Annotated in this window: 18 protein-coding genes and 1 pseudogene; 15 read left to right on the top strand and 4 right to left on the bottom strand. The window is 57.9% G+C overall.

The genetic code is table 11. The features are described from left to right. Together Q3981_RS00635 and cobA are read left to right on the top strand one after the other, a co-directional pair. Positions 1-1,210: cobyrinate a,c-diamide synthase (locus Q3981_RS00635; RefSeq protein ID WP_303122853.1), on the top strand; the 1,210-nt coding region annotated here is incomplete at its 5' end. A gap of 136 nt (positions 1,211-1,346) precedes the next feature. Beyond that, positions 1,347-2,141 (top strand): uroporphyrinogen-III C-methyltransferase, encoded by a 795-nt coding sequence (gene cobA / locus Q3981_RS00640; RefSeq protein ID WP_303122854.1) that lies wholly within the window; start codon positions 1,347-1,349, stop codon positions 2,139-2,141. A 38-nt stretch (positions 2,142-2,179) separates the two neighbouring features. On the opposite strand, the gene Q3981_RS00645 is transcribed toward cobA, so the two are convergent. Then, a complete protein-coding gene (locus Q3981_RS00645) occupies positions 2,180-3,055 on the bottom strand; it encodes a YaaA family protein (protein WP_303122855.1) in 876 nt (291 codons plus the stop codon). Positions 3,056-3,111: 56 nt separating this feature from the next. Further along, positions 3,112-4,191 carry an inositol-3-phosphate synthase gene (locus tag Q3981_RS00650; protein ID WP_303122856.1) on the bottom strand — a complete coding sequence of 360 codons (1,080 nt, stop codon included), beginning with the start codon at positions 4,189-4,191 and terminating at the stop codon, positions 3,112-3,114. Between the two features lie 374 nt (positions 4,192-4,565). Here Q3981_RS00650 and Q3981_RS00655 point away from each other — a divergent pair, with 374 nt between their 5' ends. After that, complete coding sequence (locus Q3981_RS00655) at positions 4,566-6,338, top strand: proline--tRNA ligase (RefSeq protein ID WP_303122857.1); 1,773 nt, start codon at positions 4,566-4,568, stop codon at positions 6,336-6,338. 28 nt (positions 6,339-6,366) lie between these two features. Here the strand turns inward: Q3981_RS00655 and Q3981_RS00660 are convergent, their stop codons facing one another. Beyond that, positions 6,367-7,512: a DUF4439 domain-containing protein gene (locus tag Q3981_RS00660; protein WP_303122858.1), complete on the bottom strand. Its 1,146-nt coding sequence runs from the start codon at positions 7,510-7,512 to the stop codon at positions 6,367-6,369. A gap of 70 nt (positions 7,513-7,582) precedes the next feature. On the opposite strand from Q3981_RS00660, the gene rimP reads away from it, so the two are divergent. From rimP to Q3981_RS00700, 8 genes are all read left to right on the top strand, one after another. Continuing rightward, positions 7,583-8,152, top strand: coding sequence for a ribosome maturation factor RimP (gene rimP / locus Q3981_RS00665; RefSeq protein ID WP_303122859.1), 570 nt, complete (start codon positions 7,583-7,585; stop codon positions 8,150-8,152). Between the two features lie 112 nt (positions 8,153-8,264). Further along, complete coding sequence (nusA, locus tag Q3981_RS00670; RefSeq protein WP_012731776.1) at positions 8,265-9,251, top strand: transcription termination factor NusA; 987 nt, start codon at positions 8,265-8,267, stop codon at positions 9,249-9,251. Positions 9,252-9,407: 156 nt separating this feature from the next. Further along, positions 9,408-9,737 carry a YlxR family protein gene (locus Q3981_RS00675; protein WP_303122860.1) on the top strand — a complete coding sequence of 110 codons (330 nt, stop codon included), beginning with the start codon at positions 9,408-9,410 and terminating at the stop codon, positions 9,735-9,737. A gap of 229 nt (positions 9,738-9,966) precedes the next feature. Next, positions 9,967-13,077 (top strand): translation initiation factor IF-2, encoded by a 3,111-nt coding sequence (gene infB / locus Q3981_RS00680; RefSeq protein ID WP_303122861.1) that lies wholly within the window; start codon positions 9,967-9,969, stop codon positions 13,075-13,077. Positions 13,078-13,176: 99 nt separating this feature from the next. Continuing rightward, positions 13,177-13,644, top strand: a complete 468-nt coding sequence (rbfA, locus tag Q3981_RS00685; protein WP_012731773.1) for a 30S ribosome-binding factor RbfA — start codon at positions 13,177-13,179, stop codon at positions 13,642-13,644. Next, entirely contained in the window at positions 13,634-14,701 is a 1,068-nt protein-coding gene (locus tag Q3981_RS00690; protein ID WP_303122862.1) for a bifunctional oligoribonuclease/PAP phosphatase NrnA, read from the top strand. The genes rbfA and Q3981_RS00690 overlap by 11 nt, the downstream gene beginning before the upstream one ends. Then, positions 14,698-16,044 (top strand): MATE family efflux transporter, encoded by a 1,347-nt coding sequence (locus tag Q3981_RS00695; RefSeq protein ID WP_303122864.1) that lies wholly within the window; start codon positions 14,698-14,700, stop codon positions 16,042-16,044. Before Q3981_RS00690 ends, Q3981_RS00695 begins: the two co-directional genes overlap by 4 nt. A 41-nt stretch (positions 16,045-16,085) precedes the next feature. Next, complete coding sequence (locus Q3981_RS00700) at positions 16,086-16,799, top strand: 4'-phosphopantetheinyl transferase (protein WP_303122866.1); 714 nt, start codon at positions 16,086-16,088, stop codon at positions 16,797-16,799. Positions 16,800-16,854: 55 nt separating this feature from the next. Here Q3981_RS00700 and Q3981_RS00705 read toward each other — a convergent pair. Next, positions 16,855-17,904: pseudogene (locus Q3981_RS00705) on the bottom strand (tRNA pseudouridine(55) synthase TruB); the annotation flags it as partial. A 268-nt stretch (positions 17,905-18,172) separates the two neighbouring features. On the opposite strand from Q3981_RS00705, the gene Q3981_RS00710 reads away from it, so the two are divergent. The 4 genes from Q3981_RS00710 to Q3981_RS00725 form a co-directional block, all read left to right on the top strand. Beyond that, entirely contained in the window at positions 18,173-19,138 is a 966-nt protein-coding gene (locus Q3981_RS00710; protein WP_303122868.1) for a bifunctional riboflavin kinase/FAD synthetase, read from the top strand. Positions 19,139-19,352: 214 nt separating this feature from the next. Beyond that, on the top strand, positions 19,353-19,622 hold the full coding sequence (gene rpsO / locus Q3981_RS00715; RefSeq protein WP_012731767.1) for a 30S ribosomal protein S15: 270 nt from the start codon (positions 19,353-19,355) through the stop codon (positions 19,620-19,622). A gap of 275 nt (positions 19,623-19,897) precedes the next feature. After that, positions 19,898-22,180, top strand: a complete 2,283-nt coding sequence (locus Q3981_RS00720; protein ID WP_303122871.1) for a polyribonucleotide nucleotidyltransferase — start codon at positions 19,898-19,900, stop codon at positions 22,178-22,180. Between the two features lie 111 nt (positions 22,181-22,291). Then, positions 22,292-23,093: YwiC-like family protein (locus Q3981_RS00725; RefSeq protein WP_303122873.1), on the top strand; the 802-nt coding region annotated here is incomplete at its 3' end.

The following is a 23,093-nucleotide window of genomic DNA, read 5'->3' on the forward strand; positions in this document are numbered from 1 at the left end:
TCGCATTCCGGCCTTGTCCTCGCATGTCGGTAACGAGAAAGGTGTTGCCGCCCACAGTGCCAGCGGTTCAGTGGCCAGCGGCTCCACGGCTGAAGTCGCCCGCCTCGTCGGCCTCCCCGTGGTTCTCGTCATTGATGTCCGCGGAATGAGCCAGTCGGTCGGAGCCGTCGTGAAAGGTTTTATGACCCTGGACCCGGACGTGACCATCGCTGGCGTGATCTTGAACCGAGTGGGCTCCACCAGACACACGGCTGTCGCAACGAAAGCCGTCGAAGAGCAGGGCGTTCCGGTCATTGGTGCAGTTCCGCGCGCCGTCGACGTCGAGGTGCCCAGCCGGCATTTGGGGCTCATCACGACATCCGAGTGGAGTGCCGAAGCGCAGGAAGCCGTCAGCCATATGGCGGACATGGTGGAAGACTCCGTCGATCTGGACGCTGTGCGCGACCTAGCCACACCGCCCGTGCCAGGCCTGGTGTGGAATCCTGCTGAGGAGATCAAGCAGTGCCACACTGGTACCAGTCCTCGTCGATCAGAGCGACCATTGATTGCCATGGTTGGTGGGCCAGCATTTAGCTTCTCATACGCGGAGCATCGGGAACTGCTCGACGCAGCGGGTGCTGATGTCATCGATGTGGATCCACTGGGGGATGAAGACACCGCGTGCGATGCTATCCGGCGGTCCGACGGAATTATCATCCCGGGAGGGTTCCCGGAAGAGCACGTGAAGGAGCTGTCCTCGAGGCGACGCTTGGCTGGGCTCATCCGTGAATCAGCGGATTGCCATCGCCCTATTCACGCCGAGTGCGCTGGGCTCTTGTGGCTCCTTGAGAGCCTGGAGGGCTATCCCATGTGTGGGGTATTCCCGGCATCCGCGCACATGAATAAGCGGGTGACTCTCGGCTACCGCGAGGCGACCGCAACACAGTCCTCAGCGTTATGGCATCAGGGTGACCAGCTCATTGGTCACGAATTCCACCACACATCCCTCGTTATTGACGACGCTGCTACGGGCGGTTCGAGTGATCCGTCAGAACATCAGTCTGCGTGGACATGGACGGGATGGGACGGCCATGATGTCTACGAGGGGTGGGTGCGCAACAACATTCACGCGTCGTATTTGCATACCCATCCTGCCGCCATGCCCAGCGCTATCGTCAATTTTGTCGACGCGTGCCGCGAGTTTCACTATCAGCCGTCGCACTCTGAGTGAGCTGCCGCGGTACGCGTGAGCCGTCGCACCATTACGCGTGAGCCGTCACCTCGTCGATAGTGGCGACAACCTGCGTACACAGCCAACCCATCCACCAGCGTCAGCCCCCAACGAGACCGAGACTAAGCTGAAGGCTATGACCGATTTGCCACCAGTGACCCTCCGACCGCTGCCGTCGGAGACTATCAGCGATATCCGAGGACAGCTTCGTGGAACAGTTGCCTTAGTCGGTGGTGGCCCAGGCGATCCAGGCTTGATCTCGTACCGTGGATATCAATATGTGGGGGCTGCGGACGTCATTTTGATCGACCACTTAGCGCCTGATCTGTCGTCAATTATTCCCGCTGATTGTGATGTTATTGATGTGGCAAAGCTGCCATACCGCAAGTCGGTAGCCCAGGAAAAAATCAACTCGATGCTCGTTGAGCATGCGGAAGCCGGTGAGTTTGTCGTCCGACTGAAGGGCGGGGACCCATTCATTTTCGGCCGTGGGCTCGAAGAGCAAGAGTACTGCGAAGATCACCATGTCTCAGTCACGGTTGTCCCGGGGATAACAAGCCCCATTGCTGTGCCCGAAACCGCCGGTGTGTCTGTGACTCAACGCGGTGTGACTCATGATTTCACCGTGGTGTCGGGCCACGTGCCACCCGGGCACCCCAAGTCACTCGTGAACTGGGACGCATTAGGCCACATGAGGGGCACAATTTGCATCATCATGGGCGTGAAAAATGGTGGCGCCATCGCACAAGCGCTGATGGATGCAGGGCGCGATCCTGAAACCCCAGCTTTTGTCACTCAAGAAGGAACGACGTCCAACGAAAAATCGATTGCGACGACCTTGTCCTCGTTAGGGCAGGTGCTGGAAAACGTTAATCCGCCGGCGGTGATTGTTATCGGTGACGTCGCGGTACCGCGTCCCCACGCGGAATAAGCCCCTCACGCGAACTCGGCTCTCACGCCGCGTGAGCTCTACTGCGGAATGAGCATGGTGACGAGGTCACCTTTCGTCCCTTTCACCGCTCCCGCCTGGATTTCCGTCGCGAAACCCAACTCCTTGTCGATCACGCTGGATAAAAGCTCGGCAGCGTCTTCCTGCTTACACTCAGAAGCTTCGGCCAAGTGTCGAGCGACCAGGCCTTTATAAAACTTGTTGAAGTGAGAGACCACTTTCCGTTTTCCGGACGAGTCAATCGTTTCGACGCGAAGTTCTGTCGCGCCGGGCACGGGGCCCAAATTCCGGTACGTTCCTGAGCGAAAATCGAATATCGCGTTGGATTGCGCGTCCGTGCTGTCGCGCCATTCAACCAGAGCCTGAGTTAAGGCCGGCTTCCACCGCGCCCGCATTGTGGAGTCGTTCAAGGTCACGGTGCCGGATAGCCGGTGATGAGGAATGACGTCGTCAGCAGAAATAACCCCGAATAATGCCGAACCTACAGTTAGACGACGCGTAGCTGCGGCGGACAAAGGCCCCACAGCAGGGCAGACATGACCGGCTTTCGTGATGGGGTCCTGCCGTCCCGACGGAGCGAGTGCGTCGTAGAGGACACCCGTGTAGATCGTTAAAGCGGGGGCAGCTGGACTGGTTAAAAGCTGAGCGTTTGATGCACGCTCGGCATCAAGGCGCTCAGACAACCCCAATACTTCCCGAGCGTGCGCCCGGCCCTCGTCAGTCTCGACGCAACACAGGTTGATGAGCTCATGAGCGATCTCCTGGCGCGTCGGATTGAGAGAAGGAAAGTGCAACGTGTCCCAATCCAAAGTAGGGCCATCACCGGGGGAGGAGCCACGATCCGCAGTATCGGCCGGGTGAGATTGTGACTCCGATGGCGGAAGGATTATCAGCATGGGGAAAGCCTATCGGGCGATCATTCTGGTACCACGCTGAGGGGCGTCGGCAGGAATTATTCGCCACTGATAAATTCTTCGAGTTGCTGCCGAGCAACCTCATCGCGCAGCTGTTTCGGCGGCGACTTCATGAGGTAGGACGCGGCCGAATACACAGGGCCAGATACTCCTCGATCTTTCGCAATTTTTGCCGCGCGGAGAGCGTCGATAATTATTCCGGCCGAGTTAGGGGAGTCCCAAACTTCTAATTTGTATTCAAGATTGAGCGGGACATCGCCGAAAGTCGTTCCCTCCAACCGCACATAGGCCCATTTTCGGTCGTCAAGCCAACTAACATAATCGGACGGCCCGATATGGACATTGCCTTCACCCATATCGTGCTCAAGATTCGACGTCACCGCTCGAGTTTTAGAAATCTTTTTTGATTCAAGCCGTCGGCGCTCCAGCATATTTTTGAAGTCCATATTTCCGCCGACGTTTAACTGCATGGTGCGGTCAAGCCGAACTCCACGATCCTCAAAGAGCTTCGCCATCACGCGGTGGCTAATTGTTGCGCCGACTTGTGACTTAATATCGTCGCCCACAATCGGCACGCCGGCGTCTTCGAATTTCTTGGCCCATTCTGGGTCGGACGCAATGAACACGGGGAGTGCATTAACAAACGCAACGCCAGCGTCAATCGCACACTGCGCATAATGCTTGTCGGCCTGCTCGGATCCCACGGGCAGATACGAGACGAGGACGTCCGCCTGGGTATCGCGGAGCACCTGAGTGACATCAACAGGTTTTTCGGTCGACTCATCAATTGTCTCTTTGTAGTACTGACCTAAACCGTCAAAAGTAGGGCCACGTTGAACAGTGACTCCACTCGAGGGAACGTCGCAAATCTTGATCGTGCAGTTTTCTGACGCATTAATGGCGTCGGAAAGATCAGTGCCAACTTTCTTTGCATCGACGTCAAATGCGGCGACAAATTCAATATCGCCGACGTGATAGTCGCCGAATTTCACGTGCATGAGTCCGGGGACTGTTTCTTCCGGATCGGCGTCTTTGTAATACTCCACCCCTTGAACGAGTGATGAGGCGCAGTTTCCGACCCCCGCAATCGCCACGCGAATGGGCTTTCGTTCAGACATAGAGTCTCCTTCCGTTATCTACTGATGTTCGGCACGGGTGTGCAGGCACAGCGGACACTTTAATGTCGAAAATGCGTGTATTTAGTCAGGTGAGCTGGTTTGTTAATCGTTGTAGTTGATCGATTAAGAGGGTGTATCCAGCTGCAAAATGACATTAAAAAAGAAAGGATAGTTTTTATTACGTGTTGGAATTTACCCCTATGTAGGTGTGGTTACGGCCATGGTGAGCCAGGTTCGACGGGGGCTCTGATGATGGCTTTGACGGTGAGTTTGTTGATAACACCGCCTTGATATGTGAACGCGCATCGCCACCACAGCGATTGCCATCCACCGGAGCGCGACCTCACTGAAACTGTGGGGTAATGTATCGAGCCATGATTACCCGTATGTCCTCTCTCTTTGTGCGAACCTTGCGTGAAGACCCTGCAGATGCAGAAGTTCCTAGCCACAAGCTCCTTGTTCGGGCCGGTTTTATCCGACGCATCGCACCCGGTGTGTATTCGTGGCTGCCGCTCGGGCTCAAGGTTCTGCGAAACATTGAGCGGATTGTGCGGGAAGAGATGGACGGTATAGGTGCTCAAGAAATTGAATTACCTGCCTTACTTCCTCGCGATGCCTATGAAGTGACAGGCCGATGGACAGAGTACGGCGACGCTCTTTTCCGGTTAAAAGACCGTAAAAAAGGCGATTATCTCTTAGGCCCTACTCATGAGGAAATTTTTACCGAGACGGTGAAAGGCGAGTACTCCTCGTATAAAGATTTCCCCGTCACCCTGTATCAAATTCAAACCAAGTACAGAGATGAAGAACGGCCTCGCGCAGGAATTTTGCGCGGGCGGGAATTCGTCATGTGTGATTCCTACTCCTTTGATATGAAAGACGAGGGGCTAGAGGAGTCGTACCAGAAGCACCGGGCCGCCTATCAGCGCATGTTTAACCGCTTAGGCCTCGATTACGCTATCTGTGCTGCGACGTCTGGTGCGATGGGCGGGTCCGCGTCCGAGGAATTCCTCGCTGTCTCGCCCGTCGGCGAGGACACGTTTGTGACGTCGACAAACTCCGATTATGCGGCCAATGTTGAGGCTGTCGTTACTCCTGCGCCGACTGTCGACGAAAACGCGATCGATTCGATTGAGCCAGCGATCACACTGGAATCGCCTAACTGTACGACGATTGCCACGCTGGTGGACTGGGCCAATTCGAATGAGACTGTGTCCCAGCGGTTCGGTCGTGAAATCACTGCTCAAGACACCCTGAAATGCGTGGTAGTGAAGACGCGGGAACCGGGGGAAGACGACTTCTCGTACGCCATCATTGCGATCCCCGGTGACCGTGAGGTGGACATGAAACGCCTCGAGGCGTCGCTGGAGCCGAAGGAAGTTGTCCTGGCTGAGCAGGAAGATTTCGACGAGCATGACTTCCTGCCCAAGGGCTACGTCGGACCGGTGGGAATGGCAGAGCACGATGTGAAAGTCCTTGTTGATCCACGCGTGGTAGCGGGTACGCGGTGGATTACCGGAGCCGGAGTGGACGGCCACCACAGCGTTGATGTCACGGTGGGCCGCGACTTCACCCCGGATGGCACTATCGAGGCCGCCGAGGTGAAACAGGGAGATCCTGCACCGGATGGAACGGGCACGTTGCTCCTCAAGCAGGGTATTGAGATCGGCCACATCTTCCAGCTTGGCCGGAAGTACACCAACGCCTTCGAACTCGATGTGCTGGATGAGAACGGTAAGCGCTCGCGGCCCACGATGGGATCCTACGGGGTCGGAGTTTCGCGATTGGTCGCCGTCGTTGCTGAGCAGTACCACGACGACAAGGGCCTGAAATGGCCGGTCAGCGTTGCGCCGTTCCCGGTCCATCTCGTGGTTGCGAATAAGGATGCGGAGGCAGCGGAAGCGGCGTCTACTCTCGCGGAAGAACTATCCAACCGTGGGCTCGACATTCTTTTCGACGATCGGCCGAAGGTCAGCCCGGGTGTGAAGTTCAAGGATTCGGAACTGCTGGGTATGCCCTACGTTGTGGTGTTAGGTCGTGCCTTCAAGGAAGGAAAAGTCGAGGTGCGCGATCGGTTGGCCGATTCGGTGGAGACTGTCCCCGTCGACGGTGCAGCAGAGCATATCGCTGACCTTGTGAAAAGCTAACGCCGGAGGAGCTGACCAGGCGTGAACGCTAGATACTTGCCGACGTCCCCATGCCTGGCAGGTGGAGGCGATCGTCATTCATCGCATTTCCTCCGGCTTTGTCGATAAAGTATGCGGCGTCCACCGCTGAATGCGTGATTAGCGACGAAGCTATATCCATCGCGCTACCCGTGTTCAACGCCCGCGCTTGATCGTACGTGCGGGAACACGCAAAGAGCTCCAGGTTAATCAGGAATTGGTGGGCAGTGTCCGAGTCTGTCGGCGGGGCGGCAAACGAGTATGCGGCATCCGCGAGAGGGATGTTCTTCTGCGCGACCTTAGCCTGGTCCTCGAGCCATGAAATGATGCGATCCCGCGTCGCGCGGTGCTTATTCGCTGCAGACTCGATGCTCTTCTTCAGTGCAGAGTCCGCGAAGGGCAGGGCCAACCCGAAGCCATAGATGATTTGATACTCCGTCGTCAGCAGCGTGGTCATTGCGGTGACATCAGCTTTATTAGGACGACGGTTACCGCTCGATGAACCCGACGTTGCAGTGGAGCTGGATTGTGAAGCAGCATTGTTGTCCTGCGCCGTCCCCGTGTTAGCCGAGTCCGAGTCACCCAACGACGTTTGCGCGGCGATCACCGATAGTGATGACGCAATAGAAACAAGCAAACCGTTATTGCGTTTCGTGTCCGCTTGAGATGCCACCGAGACAACCGACGACCGTAGGTCCTTCAGCTTTTGGGATAACTCTTCGTCACTGTTGCCGCCAGCAGGTTGTGGATTACCGCCGTTACTCTCAGAATCCAATGTGGAATCCGAGCACGTTGACGGAGAATTCCCGTCTTTATCCGTGCCGCATATGCGTCGGATTTCTTGCCGGAGAGCATCCGCGTGGGCATGAACAAAGACCGCGACATCGTGGTGGTCTGACGCGTCAAGTGAGCCCGCCACCGCGTTGGCCTGTGCGTAGAGGTCAGATAATTTCTGGTCAGGCTTGGTGTGCGTAGATTCGCACCCGGCTAACAGGCCACTTCCGGAGAGCACCGTAACGGCGACGGCAGCACCTATGGCCCGCGCGGAGCGTCCGAAGAAAGCCCGCCGAGAAAACGCAGCACCGGGGGTTTCACGTGAGCTATTCTGTTTCAGCTGCTCAGCACTGCTATTCCTCGTCATCTTCGAGCTTTTCACGTTCCTCATCACTGTTCTAGTCTCTCACAGGCGGTTAGTGGGCTTGGCTGGTACTCGTTATCCTGGTTTTATGGCTTTCCCGACGGCAGAAGAGATTACACAGCGCGTGCAACACATCGTGGGTCCGCGTGGATTTGATGTTGAAAAGGTCGATATTAAAAAAGCGGGCGCGAAGTCTGCCGTCATTATCCGCATCGACGGTGACCAGCGCCCTGATCTGGACGTAATCGAGGAACTCTCGGACGAGATTTCCCGCAACTTCGACGCCGCGGAAAGTGATGGGGAGTTGAACTTCGGCGCTGGTTATCGTCTTGAGGTCTCGACCCCAGGTTTCGATGAACCCTTGGTCGCCGCTCGTCATTTCCGACGTCAACGTGGGCACGTAGCCACGTTTGTTCTCAACCAGGCCGACGATGCAGGCGCCACGGCCAACGCCGACAACGCTCGCTTCGTCGCCCGAATCGGCGCCTTGAACGCTGACGAGACCGAGCTGGCTGTAGTTCTCCCCGGGAAGAAAGAACCGTCGGTGAAGACCTACCCACTGGACCAGATCCGTGAAGCGAAGCTAGAAGTGGAGTTTTCGACTCCGCCCGAGGCTGAAATGAACCTCGTTAACACGCCCTTTGACCAGTTGGGATAGTGCCCAAGAATAGCTGCACATGATTGCGCCACGGGGCACATTTTGCGACCAAACGACCAGTGAGTAGCCTATGGGAAGTTGAGGTTGCAGGTACAAAATCGAAGGGCTACAAGTGAACATCGACTTGAGCACGCTGCGCGCGATTGAACGTGAGCGCGGGGTGTCCGTGGAAGACATGACAGCCACCATCGCAAAGGCTCTGCTGGAAGCGTGGGAGAAGTCTTCGGGGGGTGATTCAGAAGCGCGCGTCGATGTCGATCCCGACGATGGGCATGTGGCCGTTATCGTCACCGAGCGAGACGACGAAGGTAACGTCATCGCGGAAGTCGACGAAACCCCGTCGGACTTCGGCCGTTCCTTCGCTGGTACTGTCCGCGAGGCAATGGTGGCTCGTCTGCAGGAAGCAGAAGCAGACCAGACCTACGAGGAATATGCGTCGCTGACCTCGAAGGTTGTCACAGGCATCGTTGAGGCAGATTCTTTCGCGCGGGCAAAGGGGATCGTTATTGCCCGTCTTGGCACGGAAGCGCACGGGAATGACGGAACGCTGCTCCCCGCCGAGCAGATCCCAGGCGAGAAATACCCTCACGGCAAGCGCCTGAAGTTCTACGTGGTCAACGTCAACCGTGGGCCACGCGGCGTTCAGATCATGATCTCCAGGACGCACCCGGAATTCGTGCATCGCCTGTTCGAGCTCGAGGTTCCTGAAGTTGCCGACGGTTCCGTCGAGGTTGTTTCCATTGCTCGTGAAGCTGGCCACCGCTCTAAGGTTGCCGTGCGATCGACCATCGATGGCGTGAACGCTAAGGGATCCTGCATCGGCCCTCGCGGACAGCGCGTCCGAGCGATCATGGACGAACTCGGTGGCGAAAAGATCGACATCATCGACTTCGACGAGGACCCCGCTACCTTCGTCGGGAATTCTTTGGCTCCGTCGAAGGTTCTTAAAGTTGAGGTTGTTGATCCGGAGGAACAAGTCGCACGGGTGACTGTTCCGGATTATCAGCTTTCTCTGGCCATCGGTAAGGAAGGGCAAAACGCCCGCCTTGCTGCACGTCTAACCGGATGGCGTATCGACATACACTCGGATACTGAATAAACGCTGGTAAGTTCGCGTAAATCAGTCTGTGACGTTACACTGTTGTATGCCCTTCCATGACGAGGGACGATGACGCACGCTCTGATGGCCTTCAGAGCGTAGTAGTCACAACAGAGAGTCATACACAGAGTTACTGCGATAGGAGAGTGGCAGAGAGTGCATCGCCAGGGTTCAACCCCCGTCCGCATACGCACTTGCATTGCTACTCGGACGCGGTGCTCTGACACTCGCATGTTGCGTGTCGTCCTAAGGCAAGACGGTGCATCACAGGACGGTTCGTCGAAGAAAGAGACTGTGATTATTCCAGATCCCTCCCGGTCCTTACCAGGTCGAGGGGCATGGATTATTCCCACAGCCGAAAACTTTGAACGGGCTCGTCAGCGGCGTGCTTTCGAGCGCGCCCTCCGGGTATCAGGTAAGGCTGATACCCGCCAGATCGGTGAATACATCGAGTCATTGGAGTCAGGGAGCGTTACTGCCACCTAATCGAAGCTAGTTTTACCCGTGGCTTTCTCTTTTCCGCACAAGGATTGAGACGGATCGGGATGGCGGACAGTACAACTAACCCGAACTCTGCACACTCAGTAGGAACCATTGAACGAAGGAAGACCTGAACACTGATGAGCACACGATGAAGCATCAGCGATGAATGTCAACAGTTAACCCCGGAGTCGACGCGGCATGAAGGCCCTCGACTCCACAAGTGAGGAGAGTAGTGCCAAAGCTTCGTGTCCACGAGCTCGTTAAACAGCTCAACCAGCTAGACAGCAGTCTTAAATTAACAAGTAAAAAGCTGCTCGCTGCGCTCGAAGAGCAGGGAGAATTTGTCAAGACCGCGTCGTCGACGGTCCAGCCTCCCGTCGTTAAAAAGATGAAGGAATACTACGGGGTGGCTGACAAGTCCTCCGGGTCGCCGTCATCGAAGTCGAATCCGGCGGCCGCAGCTGCCGCAGCTGCTGCTGCAGCGGCCCATCGTAGGAATCCTTCCGCATCGCCGTCGCCTGCGTCGATGGCCAATCGAAAGAACGCCAAAGGCGGAGAAACCTCTAAGGCGGCCCAGTCGGGTACGTCAACTGGTCGTGCGCAGTCGGATTCCGCTGCAGCCTCCGCATCTGCTGACAAAGCTAGTGGAAAGGCTTCCTCGGCAGCTGGTCAGTCGACGCCGGGACAGCAGCGGCGCCCATCTGGTCCGACTCCGGGTACAGCTGCCCGTGCCTCGGGAAGCCCGAATGCTCCCCGCCCCGCACAGAGCGGTAGCAAGTCGTCCGCTCAGGGTGCTGGAAAGCCGTCTGCCTCCAAGTCAGCGGCATCGCCCAAGCCATCGGCTGGGAAATCATCGCCGAAGCCCGGTCAGCCACGGTTTGAAGAACCGACGGCGGCAGGGAAGAAGTCTCCGAAGCCCGGTCCGAAACCGAGCGATCAAGCTGCGCGTTCCCAGCGTTCGACCCCGAAGCCGGGGCAAGGTGCTCCGAAGCCAGGTGCAAAACCCGGTGGTAAACGAGCTCCTCGTGTAGCGAATAACCCGTTCTCCTCGGGAACACGACCCGCCCCGCGCCCGCGTGGTGGAGATATGCCACGTCCCGGTGGAACGTCGGGTAAGCCCGGCCAGCGCGGTGGCGGACAGCACTCACCACGCCCCGGTGCACACACCAAGCCGAGCGGTCGTGGTCGCGGTGGTAACCGCAATGAGCGTTCCTCGAAGCAGGGCAGTGGGCACGCTCCAACACCCGCGATGATGCCATCCCACCCGAGCCCGGGTCAGATGCCATCCAAGTCCTCGAACCACTTCGGTGGCGGCCGGGGCCGTGGCGGACACGGACCTGGTGGCGGACACGGTGGCGGTCCACGCGGTGGCCGCGGAGGCCGTCGCGGTGGAACCGCAGGTGCATTCGGACGTCCCGGTGGCGCTCCGCGTCGAGGCCGTAAGTCGAAGCGGCAGAAGAGGCACGAGTACGAGGCAATGCAGGCCCCGACCGTCGTCGGCGGCGTCAAGCTGCCCAACGGTCATGGCAAGGCAATTCGCCTCGCGCGTGGTGCCTCCCTGGCTGACTTCGCCGACAAGATCGATGCTGATCCAGCCGCATTGGTCCAGGCCCTGTTCAACTTAGGTGAAATGGTGACCGCTACGGCATCGGTCTCTGACGAGACTCTGATGCTCCTCGGCGACGAAATGGACTACAAGGTCCAGGTTGTCTCACCTGAAGATGAAGACCGTGAGCTCCTCGAATCCTTCGACCTCCAGTTCGGTGAGAACGAAGGTGGCGCAGAGGATCTGACTAAGCGTCCTCCGGTGGTTACCGTCATGGGTCACGTTGACCACGGTAAGACTCGCCTCTTGGACACGATCCGTAAATCCAATGTGGCATCGGGCGAGGCCGGCGGCATCACCCAGCACATCGGTGCCTACCAGGTGAAGGTTGACTTGGATGGCGAGCACCGCTTGGTGACCTTCCTGGATACCCCGGGTCACGAGGCGTTCACCGCCATGCGTGCCCGTGGTGCTCAGTCCACCGACATCGCCATCCTGGTGGTCGCGGCCGACGACGGTGTTATGCCCCAGACCGTAGAGGCGATCAATCACGCGAAAGCTGCCGACGTTCCGATCGTCGTCGCTGTCAACAAGATTGATAAAGAAGGCGCGGACCCGGAGAAGATCCGTGGCCAGATGACCGAATACGGTCTCACCCCAGAAGAATGGGGTGGGGACACCATGTTCGTGGATATCTCTGCGAAGCAGGGCCAGAACATCGACAAGTTGCTTGAAGCAGTTCTGTTGACTGCGGATGCATCGCTCGAGCTGGTGGCCAACCCGGACATGGATGCTCAGGGTGTTGCCATCGAAACCCACCTCGACCGTGGACGGGGACCGGTTGCCACCGTCATCGTCCAGCGCGGTACGTTGCACGTCGGTGACTCGATCGTCGTGGGTGACGCGCATGGTCGCGTCCGTCGTATGACCGACGAACGTGGCAATGACATCACCGATGCTGGTCCGTCGGTGCCTGTGCAGGTCCAGGGACTTACCAGTGTCCCCGGCGCTGGCGACAACCTCCTCGTCGTTGAGGACGATCGCACGGCCCGCCAGATCGCGGACCGTCGTGATGCACGTCGTCGTAACGCCCTGGCAGCTCGTTCCCGCAAGCGTGTCTCCCTCGAGGATCTGGATAAGGTTCTTAAGGAGACCAGCAGCCTCAACCTCATCCTTAAGGGTGACAACGCCGGTACCGTCGAGGCCCTGGAAGATGCTCTGCTTAAGCTCGACGTCGGAGACGAAGTTGAGCTCAACATCATCGACCGCGGCGTCGGTGCCGTCACCGAGACAAATGTCCACTTGGCGGCTGCCTCGGATGCGATCATCATCGGGTTCAACGTCCGTGCCGAAGGCAAGGCCACTGAGGCCGCCCACGCTGAGGGCGTCGATGTCCGGTACTACTCGGTCATCTACAAGGCGATCGAGGAGATCGAGGCTGCTCTTCGCGGCATGCTCAAGCCGATCTACGAAGAGCGCGACCTGGGTACCGCCGAGATCCGTCAGCTGTTCAAGGCCTCGGCAGTTGGTCTTATTGCCGGCTGCATGGTTGAGACAGGCGTCGTTAAGCGAAATGCGACAGTCCGGTTGGTTCGCGATGGCAATGTTGTTGCCGATAAAGCAACCGTCACATCGCTGCGCCGCGGTAAGGACGATGTCCAAGAAGTCCAGCACGGCTACGAGTGCGGTATGGTCTTGTCCTACCCCGACATCTCCGTCGGAGACAAGATTGAGGCCTACGAATTGGTCGAGGTCCCTCGGGACAAGCAGAACAAGAAGGCCTCGAAGAGCAAGTAACCATAAGCCCTTCGTTGGCCAGGGCGATCTCCTGATCGGGTGATCGGGGTGATCGTCAGGTAAACTCCCTCCACGTAGATAATGGAGGGAGTTTTTCTAATGGCTGATCGCGCTCGCGCTGCGCGCATGGCTAAGCGCATCCAAACTATCGTGGCGAACACCATCGAACATAGTGTGAAGGACCGCCGTTTAGAGCTCGTTACCATCACCGATACCCAGCTCACCGGCGACTTGCACGACGCTACCGTTTTTTACACGGTCCGTGGGCGCACTCTCGACGAGGAACCCGACCGTGAACAAGCGGCCGAAGCACTTCACCGGGCACGCGGTCAACTGCGGAAAGCCGTGGGGGACCAGCTGGGCGTTCGGTTTACTCCGACCTTGACATTCACTCTGGACACTGTCCCTGAAACAAGTGCTCGTCTCGAGGAGCTTTTGGCTCAGGCTCGGCAGCGGGACCAGGAAGTTGCGCGTCAAGCCGAAGGAGCAACCCCAGCCGGGGACGCTAATCCGTACAAAACCTCGCCACACGAGGGACGTCCTGAGAGCGAAGCGGATGGATGGTAACGATTCAACATTCATCCCACGCGGGCTGCCGGTGACAGATCGGGACGCATGGGTGTTCCTCCAGGCCATGGCCTGGGAGTCTCATGCTCTTGCCGACGACGAACGCGCTCTGCATCCCTGCGTTGTGATCAGTCACGTGCGCCCCGACGCGGATACCGTGGGGTCGGCCTGCGCTCTTGTCCATCTCATCCGTCAGTGGGGTGGCACCGCTGTGGCCGTGGACGCCGACGGTGGAGTGCCGTCATCTGCTTTCTCTGTTCTGAATACAGAGGATGTGTACGTCCCGCTCGAGGACATCCCTCGTGATCCCATCGCGGTGGTGTGCGTTGACACGGCTTCCCTTGATCGGTGTGGAGTCGCCGTCGATATGGTCGAGGGCGCCACAGAGAAAGGGCGCTCCTTGGTGATTGATCACCATGAGACCGCGACCAATTTTGGCAGCATTAACTGGGTTCACCCGGATGCCGATTCCACGACGAGCATGCTCACGTCCTTGTGTGACATGTATTCGGAAACGATCGACCGGACCATGGCGACGGCACTCTACGCCGGTCTTGTGACCGATACGGAGTGCTTCCGCTGGGGTGGCCCCAGTCAATTCGCGACGGCCCACCGGCTGGCATCGACGGGAATTGATACACGGAGCATTTCGTCGTCGTTAATTGATGACCATTCCGTTCCGTATCTGCGGATGTTGGGTGCCGTGTTGTCCGACCTGGTATATGAGCCGTCGGCAGTGAATGGCCGTGGGTTGGTGTGGGGTGTTGTCACCGATAGCCAAGCACAAGAGGCTGTTGAATGCGATGTCGAGTCAGTTATCGACGTGGTTCGGACGGCATCGGAGGCCGAGGTTGCGATGGTTCTGAAGGAATATCGGCCGGGTGAGATTGTGGTGTCGTTGCGGTCCCGTGGTGCGGTTAATGTTGCCCGGGTAGCGGAAGAGCTAGGGGGCGGGGGCCATGCGCAGGCCGCTGGTTTAACCTGGCAAGGCACTCGGGACGGTTTTATGGATGCTTTTCGACAGCGTGTGAACCAAGAGGAGAAAAACGGTCGATGAGTAGTGATAACGTCGATCATTCTGTCGATACCGGCAGGAATGGCGACGGGGTTGGTGTCTGGAAGATCTTATCGATCGCTCTTCCATCTCTGGGTGTTTTGGCGGCCACCCCTATTTATCTCTTGTTTGATACGGCCGTGGTGGGGCGGCTGGGCAAGACGGATTTGGCTGCTCTTGCTGCAGCAACGACCATTCTTGCCCAAGTCACCACGCAGCTGACCTTTTTGTCCTACGGGACGACTGCTCGTGCGGGGCGTTTTTATGGTGCAGGCCGACGCGATAAATCGATTCAAGAAGGCGTGCAGTCAACATGGATCGCTGTGCTCGTAGGAATTGCCCTGGCGGCGGTGATTTGGATTCTCGCCCCGGTGTTGACGAACTGGTTAGCCGATGATCCCGGGGTAGGGAAAGAGGCGACGAGGTGGCTGCGCGTGGCGTCGCCAGCGGTGCCCCTGACGCTCATGACAATGGCGGGGAACGGTTGGCTGAGGGCGGTCCAAAATGCCAGGTACCCCCTGTATTTCACCTTGGCGGGGGTCGGCCCAGCGCTTATCCTGGTGCCGATATTGGTAATGCGGTTGGGGATTGTCGGTTCCGCCCTGGCCAATGTCACCGGTGAGACTATTACGTCATTGTGTTTCCTCGTCTGCCTAATACGGGAGAACAGCAAGTACGAGAATTCGTGGAAGCCGCGATGGTCGATTATGAAAGACCAATTGGTGATGGGTCGTGACCTGATCGCACGCTCCCTGAGTTTTCAGCTGTCCTTTATTTCGGCGGCCGCTGTTGCTGGTCGTTTCGGCGCAGCATCTCTGGCAGCCCACCAGGTGTTGTTGCAGCTGTGGAACTTCCTAACCATGGTTCTCGATTCGTTGGCTATTGCCGCGCAGGCGTTTGTCGGGGCTGCTCTCGGCGCGGGGCAGTCGACTAATGCGAAGGCCGTGGGGCGGTCCATCATTAAGTGGTCGTCGCTCTTTGCCGTGGTTCTCGCCGGTGGCATGTCCGCGGGATACTACTGGATTCCCCGCCAGTTCACTCATTCGGAGAGTGTGCTCGACGCGATGTCGGGGCCGTGGTGGCAGCTCGTGGTTCTGGTCCTCCTGGGCGGTTTTGTTTTCGCCCTCGACGGGATTTTGCTCGGCGCCGGCGACGCGATCTTCCTCCGTAACGCCACCCTGGTGTCGGCCTTGGTGGGCTTCCTGCCGCTCACCTGGATTTCCCTGAGCCAAGGTTGGGGACTGGTTGGTGTTTGGTGGGGCCTTATCACCTTCTTCTTGTTCCGCTTGGCGACGACCACGCTCCGATTCCTCCGCGGAAACTGGGCCCGAGTGGGCGCGCAGTGATCCCGACGGGGTTCTTTCCCGAAGGCTGTGCTTGGTCTGAATTGCGTGTCCCTGAGCCGACGCAGCCGTCACGCAACGCGCAGTGGCCGTCCGTCAGCCGCAGGAATTGGGACGCTTTGCATCCCCAAGAACGCGCTTATGTCAGCGACGCTGTGCCGCTACGGCGGGCGCAATTCGCTGATGCACGCGCGTGCGCAAGAAACGCTGTAACGGATCTCACCGGGCATGACCACGCTGACACTGTCATCGGGAAGGGCGAGCGCGGAATGCCTCTGTTTCCCCGCGGGGTCGTCGGATCGTTGACCCACACAACTGGGTTCCGCGCAGCGGTCGTCGCGCGAACCGATACATTGAAGTCCGTCGGTGTGGATGCGGAAGTAGCCAAGCCGCTACCTGACGGTGTGCCCGATGCTGTTCTTACCCCTCGCGACCTGCAACATATCGCTGTCGTGCAACAACATGGACGACAGCATGTGCAGCGCCACGGGAGAGATCCGGAGTTTTCGTCGTCAGAAAATATCTTGGAAACAGTGGTCTTCTCGGCGAAAGAAGCGCTGTATAAATCGTGGTTCCCGCTGGCCCTGGTTTTCCTTGATTTTGCCCAGGCAGACATTGAACTCCACCACGACGGAACATTGACCGCGTTCGTCCATCATGACGTGGGTTATGGAGCGATGCCACGGACGATACCGGGGCGATGGATGGTCGACTCAGGGTACGTCGTGACAAGTACGTGGATTACGTCGATCACGTAGGCCACATAGCTCGATCGCGGCCCGCGGTGACGTTCATGACAAGGTGCGTTTTTGACAAGGTTGCTGGGCGGGCGACGAACACCGTTTTCGCTATCTTCCCCTCGTTCTTCATTAGAGCTATAGCGTGTCCATCGGCTGACACCCCCGCGTAGACATCCTTCAGATCCGACGCAGGAATACGTTTCCCCATCGAGACCGCGGTGGCCTCGTCGTCACTTAAATGTCGAATGGGGAAGGACCGGGTAATGGCCTGGTCGAGGGAATAGCTGAGCGATGCCCGTGGAGTTTCGCCGGTCACCTGTTCGTCGAGGATCCGTTGCTCGGCTAGGGACTGCTCGTCGCGCAATTGGTCGAGTGTCTTGGCGTCGTCGAGACTAAAAGAGCCGACGCGTGTGCGGCGAAGTGCCGTCAGATGTCCCCCAACTCCCAGCATTTCGCCCAAGTCCCTCGCGAGCGCGCGAATATACGTGCCCGAAGAACAATCGACAGTAACGTCGAGGTCGATCACGGTGACATCCTCATCGCCATTGGTGTTATCGCCGCTGTCGATAGTCGCCATTCTCACGTTGCGAATATCAAAGGTCGAAACGGTGACGGGCCGAGGGGGAAGAGAGACTTCCTCCCCAGATCGCACACGGTCATAGGCACGACGGCCGTCCACCTTGATGGCACTCACACTGCTCGGCCTTTGCATGATATCGCCGGTGAGTCGCTCGCGGGCCCGGTCTATCCGCTCGGGTTCAGAAAGCAATGCTGACAGGCGCTCGCGAGTGGCCGGGCTAATGAGAGGACGCGCTGTTGCTTGGCTGGAATTCTCCTCAGAGTCATAGGGGTAGGGGATCGGTTCTCCCTCCGCATCGTCGGTTGTGGTGGCGAAACCGACGCGGATGGTGGCGTCGTACGACTTCGTGTTTGCCACTAAGTGCGTCATAAATTTTGTGCCGCGCTCAATTCCGAGGATCAAGACGCCGGTGGCCGCCGGATCGAGCGTTCCAGCGTGCCCAACCTTGCGCGTCCGCATCAGGCGGCGCATCGCCGAGACGACATTATGGCTCGTCAACCCTGCGGGCTTATCGACGATGACAATGCCGGAGCGGTCCAGCACCGATGAATGCGTCGACGAACTTGCGGTGTGTGATTTTTCGCCGCGCGGACGCTGTGTACGTGGACGTGGTGTAGAGGACTGGCCGGGGTTCTCTGAGGCATTCACGGGGTTTAGCGTAGTTGACGTCTTCCTCATGGAGCGCGAAGGATCATGAGGCTGAGAGGACTGTGGGGGCGGGGGACCGTGAGCCGGGGAGAGGAGCGTCGGCACTCTCGTTTATATCGGGGCCGTATCGCAGAACTTCGTCCCTGTGACGTACGCTATTCACGTGGATATTTGGCACGGGTTGGATAACATACCGCAGTCCCTCGACGCGTCCGTCGTCACTATTGGTGTGTTCGATGGTGTTCATCGTGGGCATCGTCGGCTTATCGGTACTGCTGTCCGTCGTGCTCGTGAACTAGATGTTCCCTGTGTGTTGATGACATTCGAACCCCACCCGGTCAAGGTGTTTGCACCGGAACGTACTCCACGGCTCTTGGGGAGTCTGAAGGACCGTCAAGCGATGGCAGAAGAGCTGGGCGTGGATTATTTCCTGACCGTTGATTTCACGCGGAGCTTGGCTGCCTTGAGCCCCACTGAGTACATCGAGCAGGTCCTTGTCCATCAACTCCATGCCAAGGCCATCGTGGTTGGTGAGAACTTCACCTTTGGTCACAAAGCGGCAGGGACGTCTCAGACACTGGAAACCGAGGGGCCTCGGTATGGCTGCGATGTGGACATTGTGCCGCTGTTGAGCGAGGATGGCCACACGATTTCCTCGACATTCATTCGCTCTCAACTTGATCAAGGACATGTCGACGAGGCCGCGTGGGCTCTCGGTCGCCCATATTCTGTCTATGGTGAGGTCGAGCACGGCGCCGGGCGGGGAGGCCGCGAACTGGGCTATCCCACGGCCAATCTCTATATCAGCCCGGAGCGCGCGTTGCCTGCAGATGGTGTGTATGCCGGCTGGTTCACAATTGATCCTGGCGAGACCGTCGACGGAGATATGGAGCCGGGAGTTCGGTATCCGACCGCCATTTCTGTGGGCATGAACCCAACATTTAACGACGATCGTCGGTCGGTTGAATCTTTTGTGCTGGATAGGCACGCGGATCTGTACGGGCTGTATGCAACGGTCGAGTTCATCGATTACGTCCGGGGAATGGAAACATTTTCGGGTGTTGACGAGCTCCTTGCTGCCATGCACCGTGACGTCGACGCGGTCAGGGCGATGACGGCTCGTAAATAGGCGCGGAAAACTGGAGTAGAGTCCGGCGCTTCAGTATTCCTCGGTTTCGTATTCCCCTGGTTTCGGCTCGCTGGATGGTATTTCGAGTCCATCCGAACATGTGGTAGCCTCGTCCGAGTATCAACTGCGGTCCGTTGCAGTTGTGAAAGCTGTGCCTCTTTGCGGCACGGCGCATACGGACTGAAATAACGACCTCAATTTTAGGAGTTTTCCTATGGCTTTGTCCGCTGCAAAGAAAAAAGAAATCCTTTCCGAGTTCGGTCTTCATGAGACCGACACCGGTTCAACCGAGGCTCAGGTTGCCTTGTTGACCGAGCGCATTCGTCAGCTGACGGAGCACCTTCGTGAGCACAAGCACGATCACCACTCACGTCGTGGCCTTATGCTCTTGGTCGGTCGTCGTAAGCGTCTGTTGAAGTACTTGGCTGCTAACAACGTCGATCGTTACCGTAACCTGATTGCTCGTTTGGGTCTTCGCCGTTAATTACGGCGTCGGCCATTCTGACTCGGTTCTGCGCAGTGCGGCAGGGCCGAGTTTTTCATATCTGGAGCTCGTCGGCGGTGCTCGGACATGATTGTGGTATCGGTAATGAAGCCTCCCGTAGAGGTAGCTCGGCGTGTTCATACCCCGTCGTCCTGCTCTTCCAGGTTTCACCTGCTAAGATGAGGTCGCCTGAAGATATATGAAGAAGAGATTTCTCGTTGGCGACACCGATGATCGCCCGGGGCACCCATAGAGAAGGACGGATTCCCCCTTTTATGACCAATAATCACTCCGTTTTTTATGACGAAGAGTTTGGCACCCATTCTGTCGAAGCCACGATTGACAATGGCGACTTCGGCTCACGCACTATTCGATTAGAGACCGGACAACTAGCTCGCCAGGCGAATGGCTCCGTCGTCGCGTATCTCGACGACGACACCATGATGTTGTCGACGACGACCGCATCATCCAAACCCCGCGAGGGCTTCGACTTCTTCCCGTTGACTGTCGATGTGGAAGAACGCATGTACGCCGCTGGCCGTATTCCCGGCTCTTTCTTCCGCCGCGAAGGACGCCCAGGCACCGACGCCATTTTGGCCTGCCGCCTGATCGACCGCCCGTTGCGCCCCACCTTCGTGAAGGGATTGCGTAACGAGGTTCAGGTCATCGTCACCGTGATGTCCTTAGATCCGAAAGACATGTACGACGTCGTCGCGATTAACGCGGCATCAGCGTCGACCCAGCTTTCGGGGCTGCCCGTGTCGGGCCCAGTCGGTGGCGTGAGAATGGCTCTTATCGTCGACGACGATCATGAGGATGGTCAGTGGGTTGCATTCCCCACCCGCGAACAGCACGAATCCGCGTTGTTTGAGATGGTCGTTGCTGGCCGTTTGACCGACGAACAGATCCCGGAGAAGCCACGCAAGGGACGTCGTCGCGGTCGCAAGTCGAGTCCACGGAAGAAGGCCGACAATGTTGCGATCATGATGGTGGAAGCGGGAGCGACGGAAACCGTCGTCGAGCGTGTCAATGATGGTGCGCCTGCCCCCACTGAGTCCGTCGTCGCGGAGGGTATTGAAGCAGCAAAGCCCTTTATTGCTGAACTATGTGGTGCTCAGCAGGCTCTTCGCCAGGCTGTGGATCCGGAGACCGAGGAATTTCCTCTGTTCCCGCCCTATGGTGCCGACGTTTTGGCCGCTGTCGATTCTGAGGCCAAAGGGCGCATCAGTGACATCATGTCCATTGCCGATAAGCAAGAGCGCGATGAAGCTCTCTCGTCGGACATGGATGACACGGTTGAGGCGTTGCTCGAAGAGTTCCCGGAGCGTGAAGCGGAAATCCGTGCCGCTCATAACGCTGTGACAAAAGAGGTCGTCCGGTCGCGTATTTTGGCCGACGGCTTCCGCATCGACGGTCGCGGCGTCGAGGATATCCGAGATCTCGATGTTGAGGTCGATCTTGTTCCTCGTGCCCATGGCTCGTCACTCTTCCAGCGTGGTGAAACCCAGATCCTTGGGGTGACGACGTTGGACACGCTGAAGATGGAACAGCAGGTTGACTCCTTGGGGCCTGTTGATCACCGTCGCTACATCCACCACTACAACTTCCCGCCGTACTCCACCGGTGAGACGGGCCGTGTTGGTTCCCCGAAGCGTCGTGAGATTGGGCATGGTGCGCTGGCAGAACGCGCTCTGAAGCCAATGATCCCGTCGCGCGATGACTTCCCGTACACCATCCGTCAGGTCTCCGAGGCGTTGGGTTCTAACGGTTCCACCTCGATGGGTTCGGTGTGCGCGTCGACGTTGTCCCTGTACAACGCTGGTGTTCCGCTGAAGGCTCCGGTTGCAGGTATCGCAATGGGCCTCGTCTCCGGCGAAGTCAAGGGGAAGATGACATATGTCACCCTCACGGACATCCTGGGCGCTGAAGATGCCTTCGGCGATATGGACTTCAAGGTCGCGGGCACGGAAGACTTCATTACTGCACTTCAGCTGGACACCAAACTCGACGGCATTCCGTCGGACGTTCTTGCTGGTGCATTGAAGCAGGCTCGCGAGGCTCGGCTCGAAATTCTCAACACGATGGCTGAGGTCATTGATGAACCCGACCCGATGAGTGACTATGCACCGCGCATCACGACGATCTCTGTGCCGGTCTCGAAGATCGGTGAAGTGATCGGCCCGAAGGGCAAGAACATTAACCAGATCACGGAAGATACCGGTGCTCGCGTCTCCATCGAGGACGACGGCACTGTCTTCATTTCCGCAACCTCCGGTGGCTCCGCTGAAGCCGCGGTCGACCGGATTAACGAGATTGCTAATCCTCAACTGCCGAAGGTGGGGGAGCGTTTCTTGGGCACTGTGGTGAAGACCACGGCGTTCGGAGCGTTCGTGTCAATCCTTCCCAACCGCGATGGGCTCGTGCACATCTCGAAGCTCGGTGGCAAGAAGCGCATCGAGAAGGTCGAGGACGTCGTCAACGTCGGCGACAAACTCGAGGTTGAGATCGCCGACATCGATAACCGCGGGAAGATCTCGCTGGTCCCCGTCGACGACTAATGTGCCTGATAACCGCTCTGGGATAACCAGAGCGGGTCGCCTTTAATGGGCCCTCCCATGTAGTTTCGAGCATCTTGTTAAGGCTCGGCTAACGGTTATACACTAATTCGCATGGCACGTGCAGTTAGTCCCTGGGTACCTAACCAACATGGGGCGTGGGCAATGCTTCTGCTTCCCATCATCATGGGAATGGGCTTAGGCATTTGTACTTTGTTGAATGACTCATCATCGGCCGGTGCAGTGATCATGGGGGTAGCCCGGTCGGTGGTGTTATTAATAGCCTGGGTAGTCGGCTATTTTGCCTTCTTCGCGTGGGGGCTCTGGGTTAAGATACCGCCGCCGCGGAACGGCCGGTCATCCGAGCGTAAACAGAAAGCTTTTGTAGCGACGGCTACGTACTGTGCAATTACGCTCGTGGCAGCGCTCATTACTGTGGCGCTTCGTCCGAGCCTGTTGCTGTGGGCACCCGTGTTCGCCATTGTCATGGGTGTTGCTCTGTGGGAAGTCGTCAGAAAACGCCCACGTTCTCTGCTTTCCGGTATTGCGACGGTGGTTGCGTCCGTATTGATGGTTCCCGTGGCGGACCACACGATCCGGGGGAGTATTAACGGAATCGCGTGGTGGTGGGCCCTCATGTTGGGCATCTACTTCACGGGCACGATTATTTACGTCAAGACGATGATTCGTGAGCGCAACAACCCGCGTTATTTGACGTTTAGTATCGGATATCACGCGGCATTTGTTCTTATTTCCCTCGTGTTTGCCGTCTTAGCTTCATGTGGGGTTGTCACAGGATTCGCGCCCTATACAGGTTTGTGGTGGACCGTGGGAACCTGGTTGCTTGTTATTGCTGCCGCCATATCACTGTTTCGCAGTTGGGCAGTACCCCGCTCGGCGCACAATGGTGGGAAGT

Origin of the sequence: Corynebacterium sp. (assembly GCF_030530965.1) — a bacterium.
Classification (GTDB): Bacteria; Actinomycetota; Actinomycetes; order Mycobacteriales; family Mycobacteriaceae; genus Corynebacterium.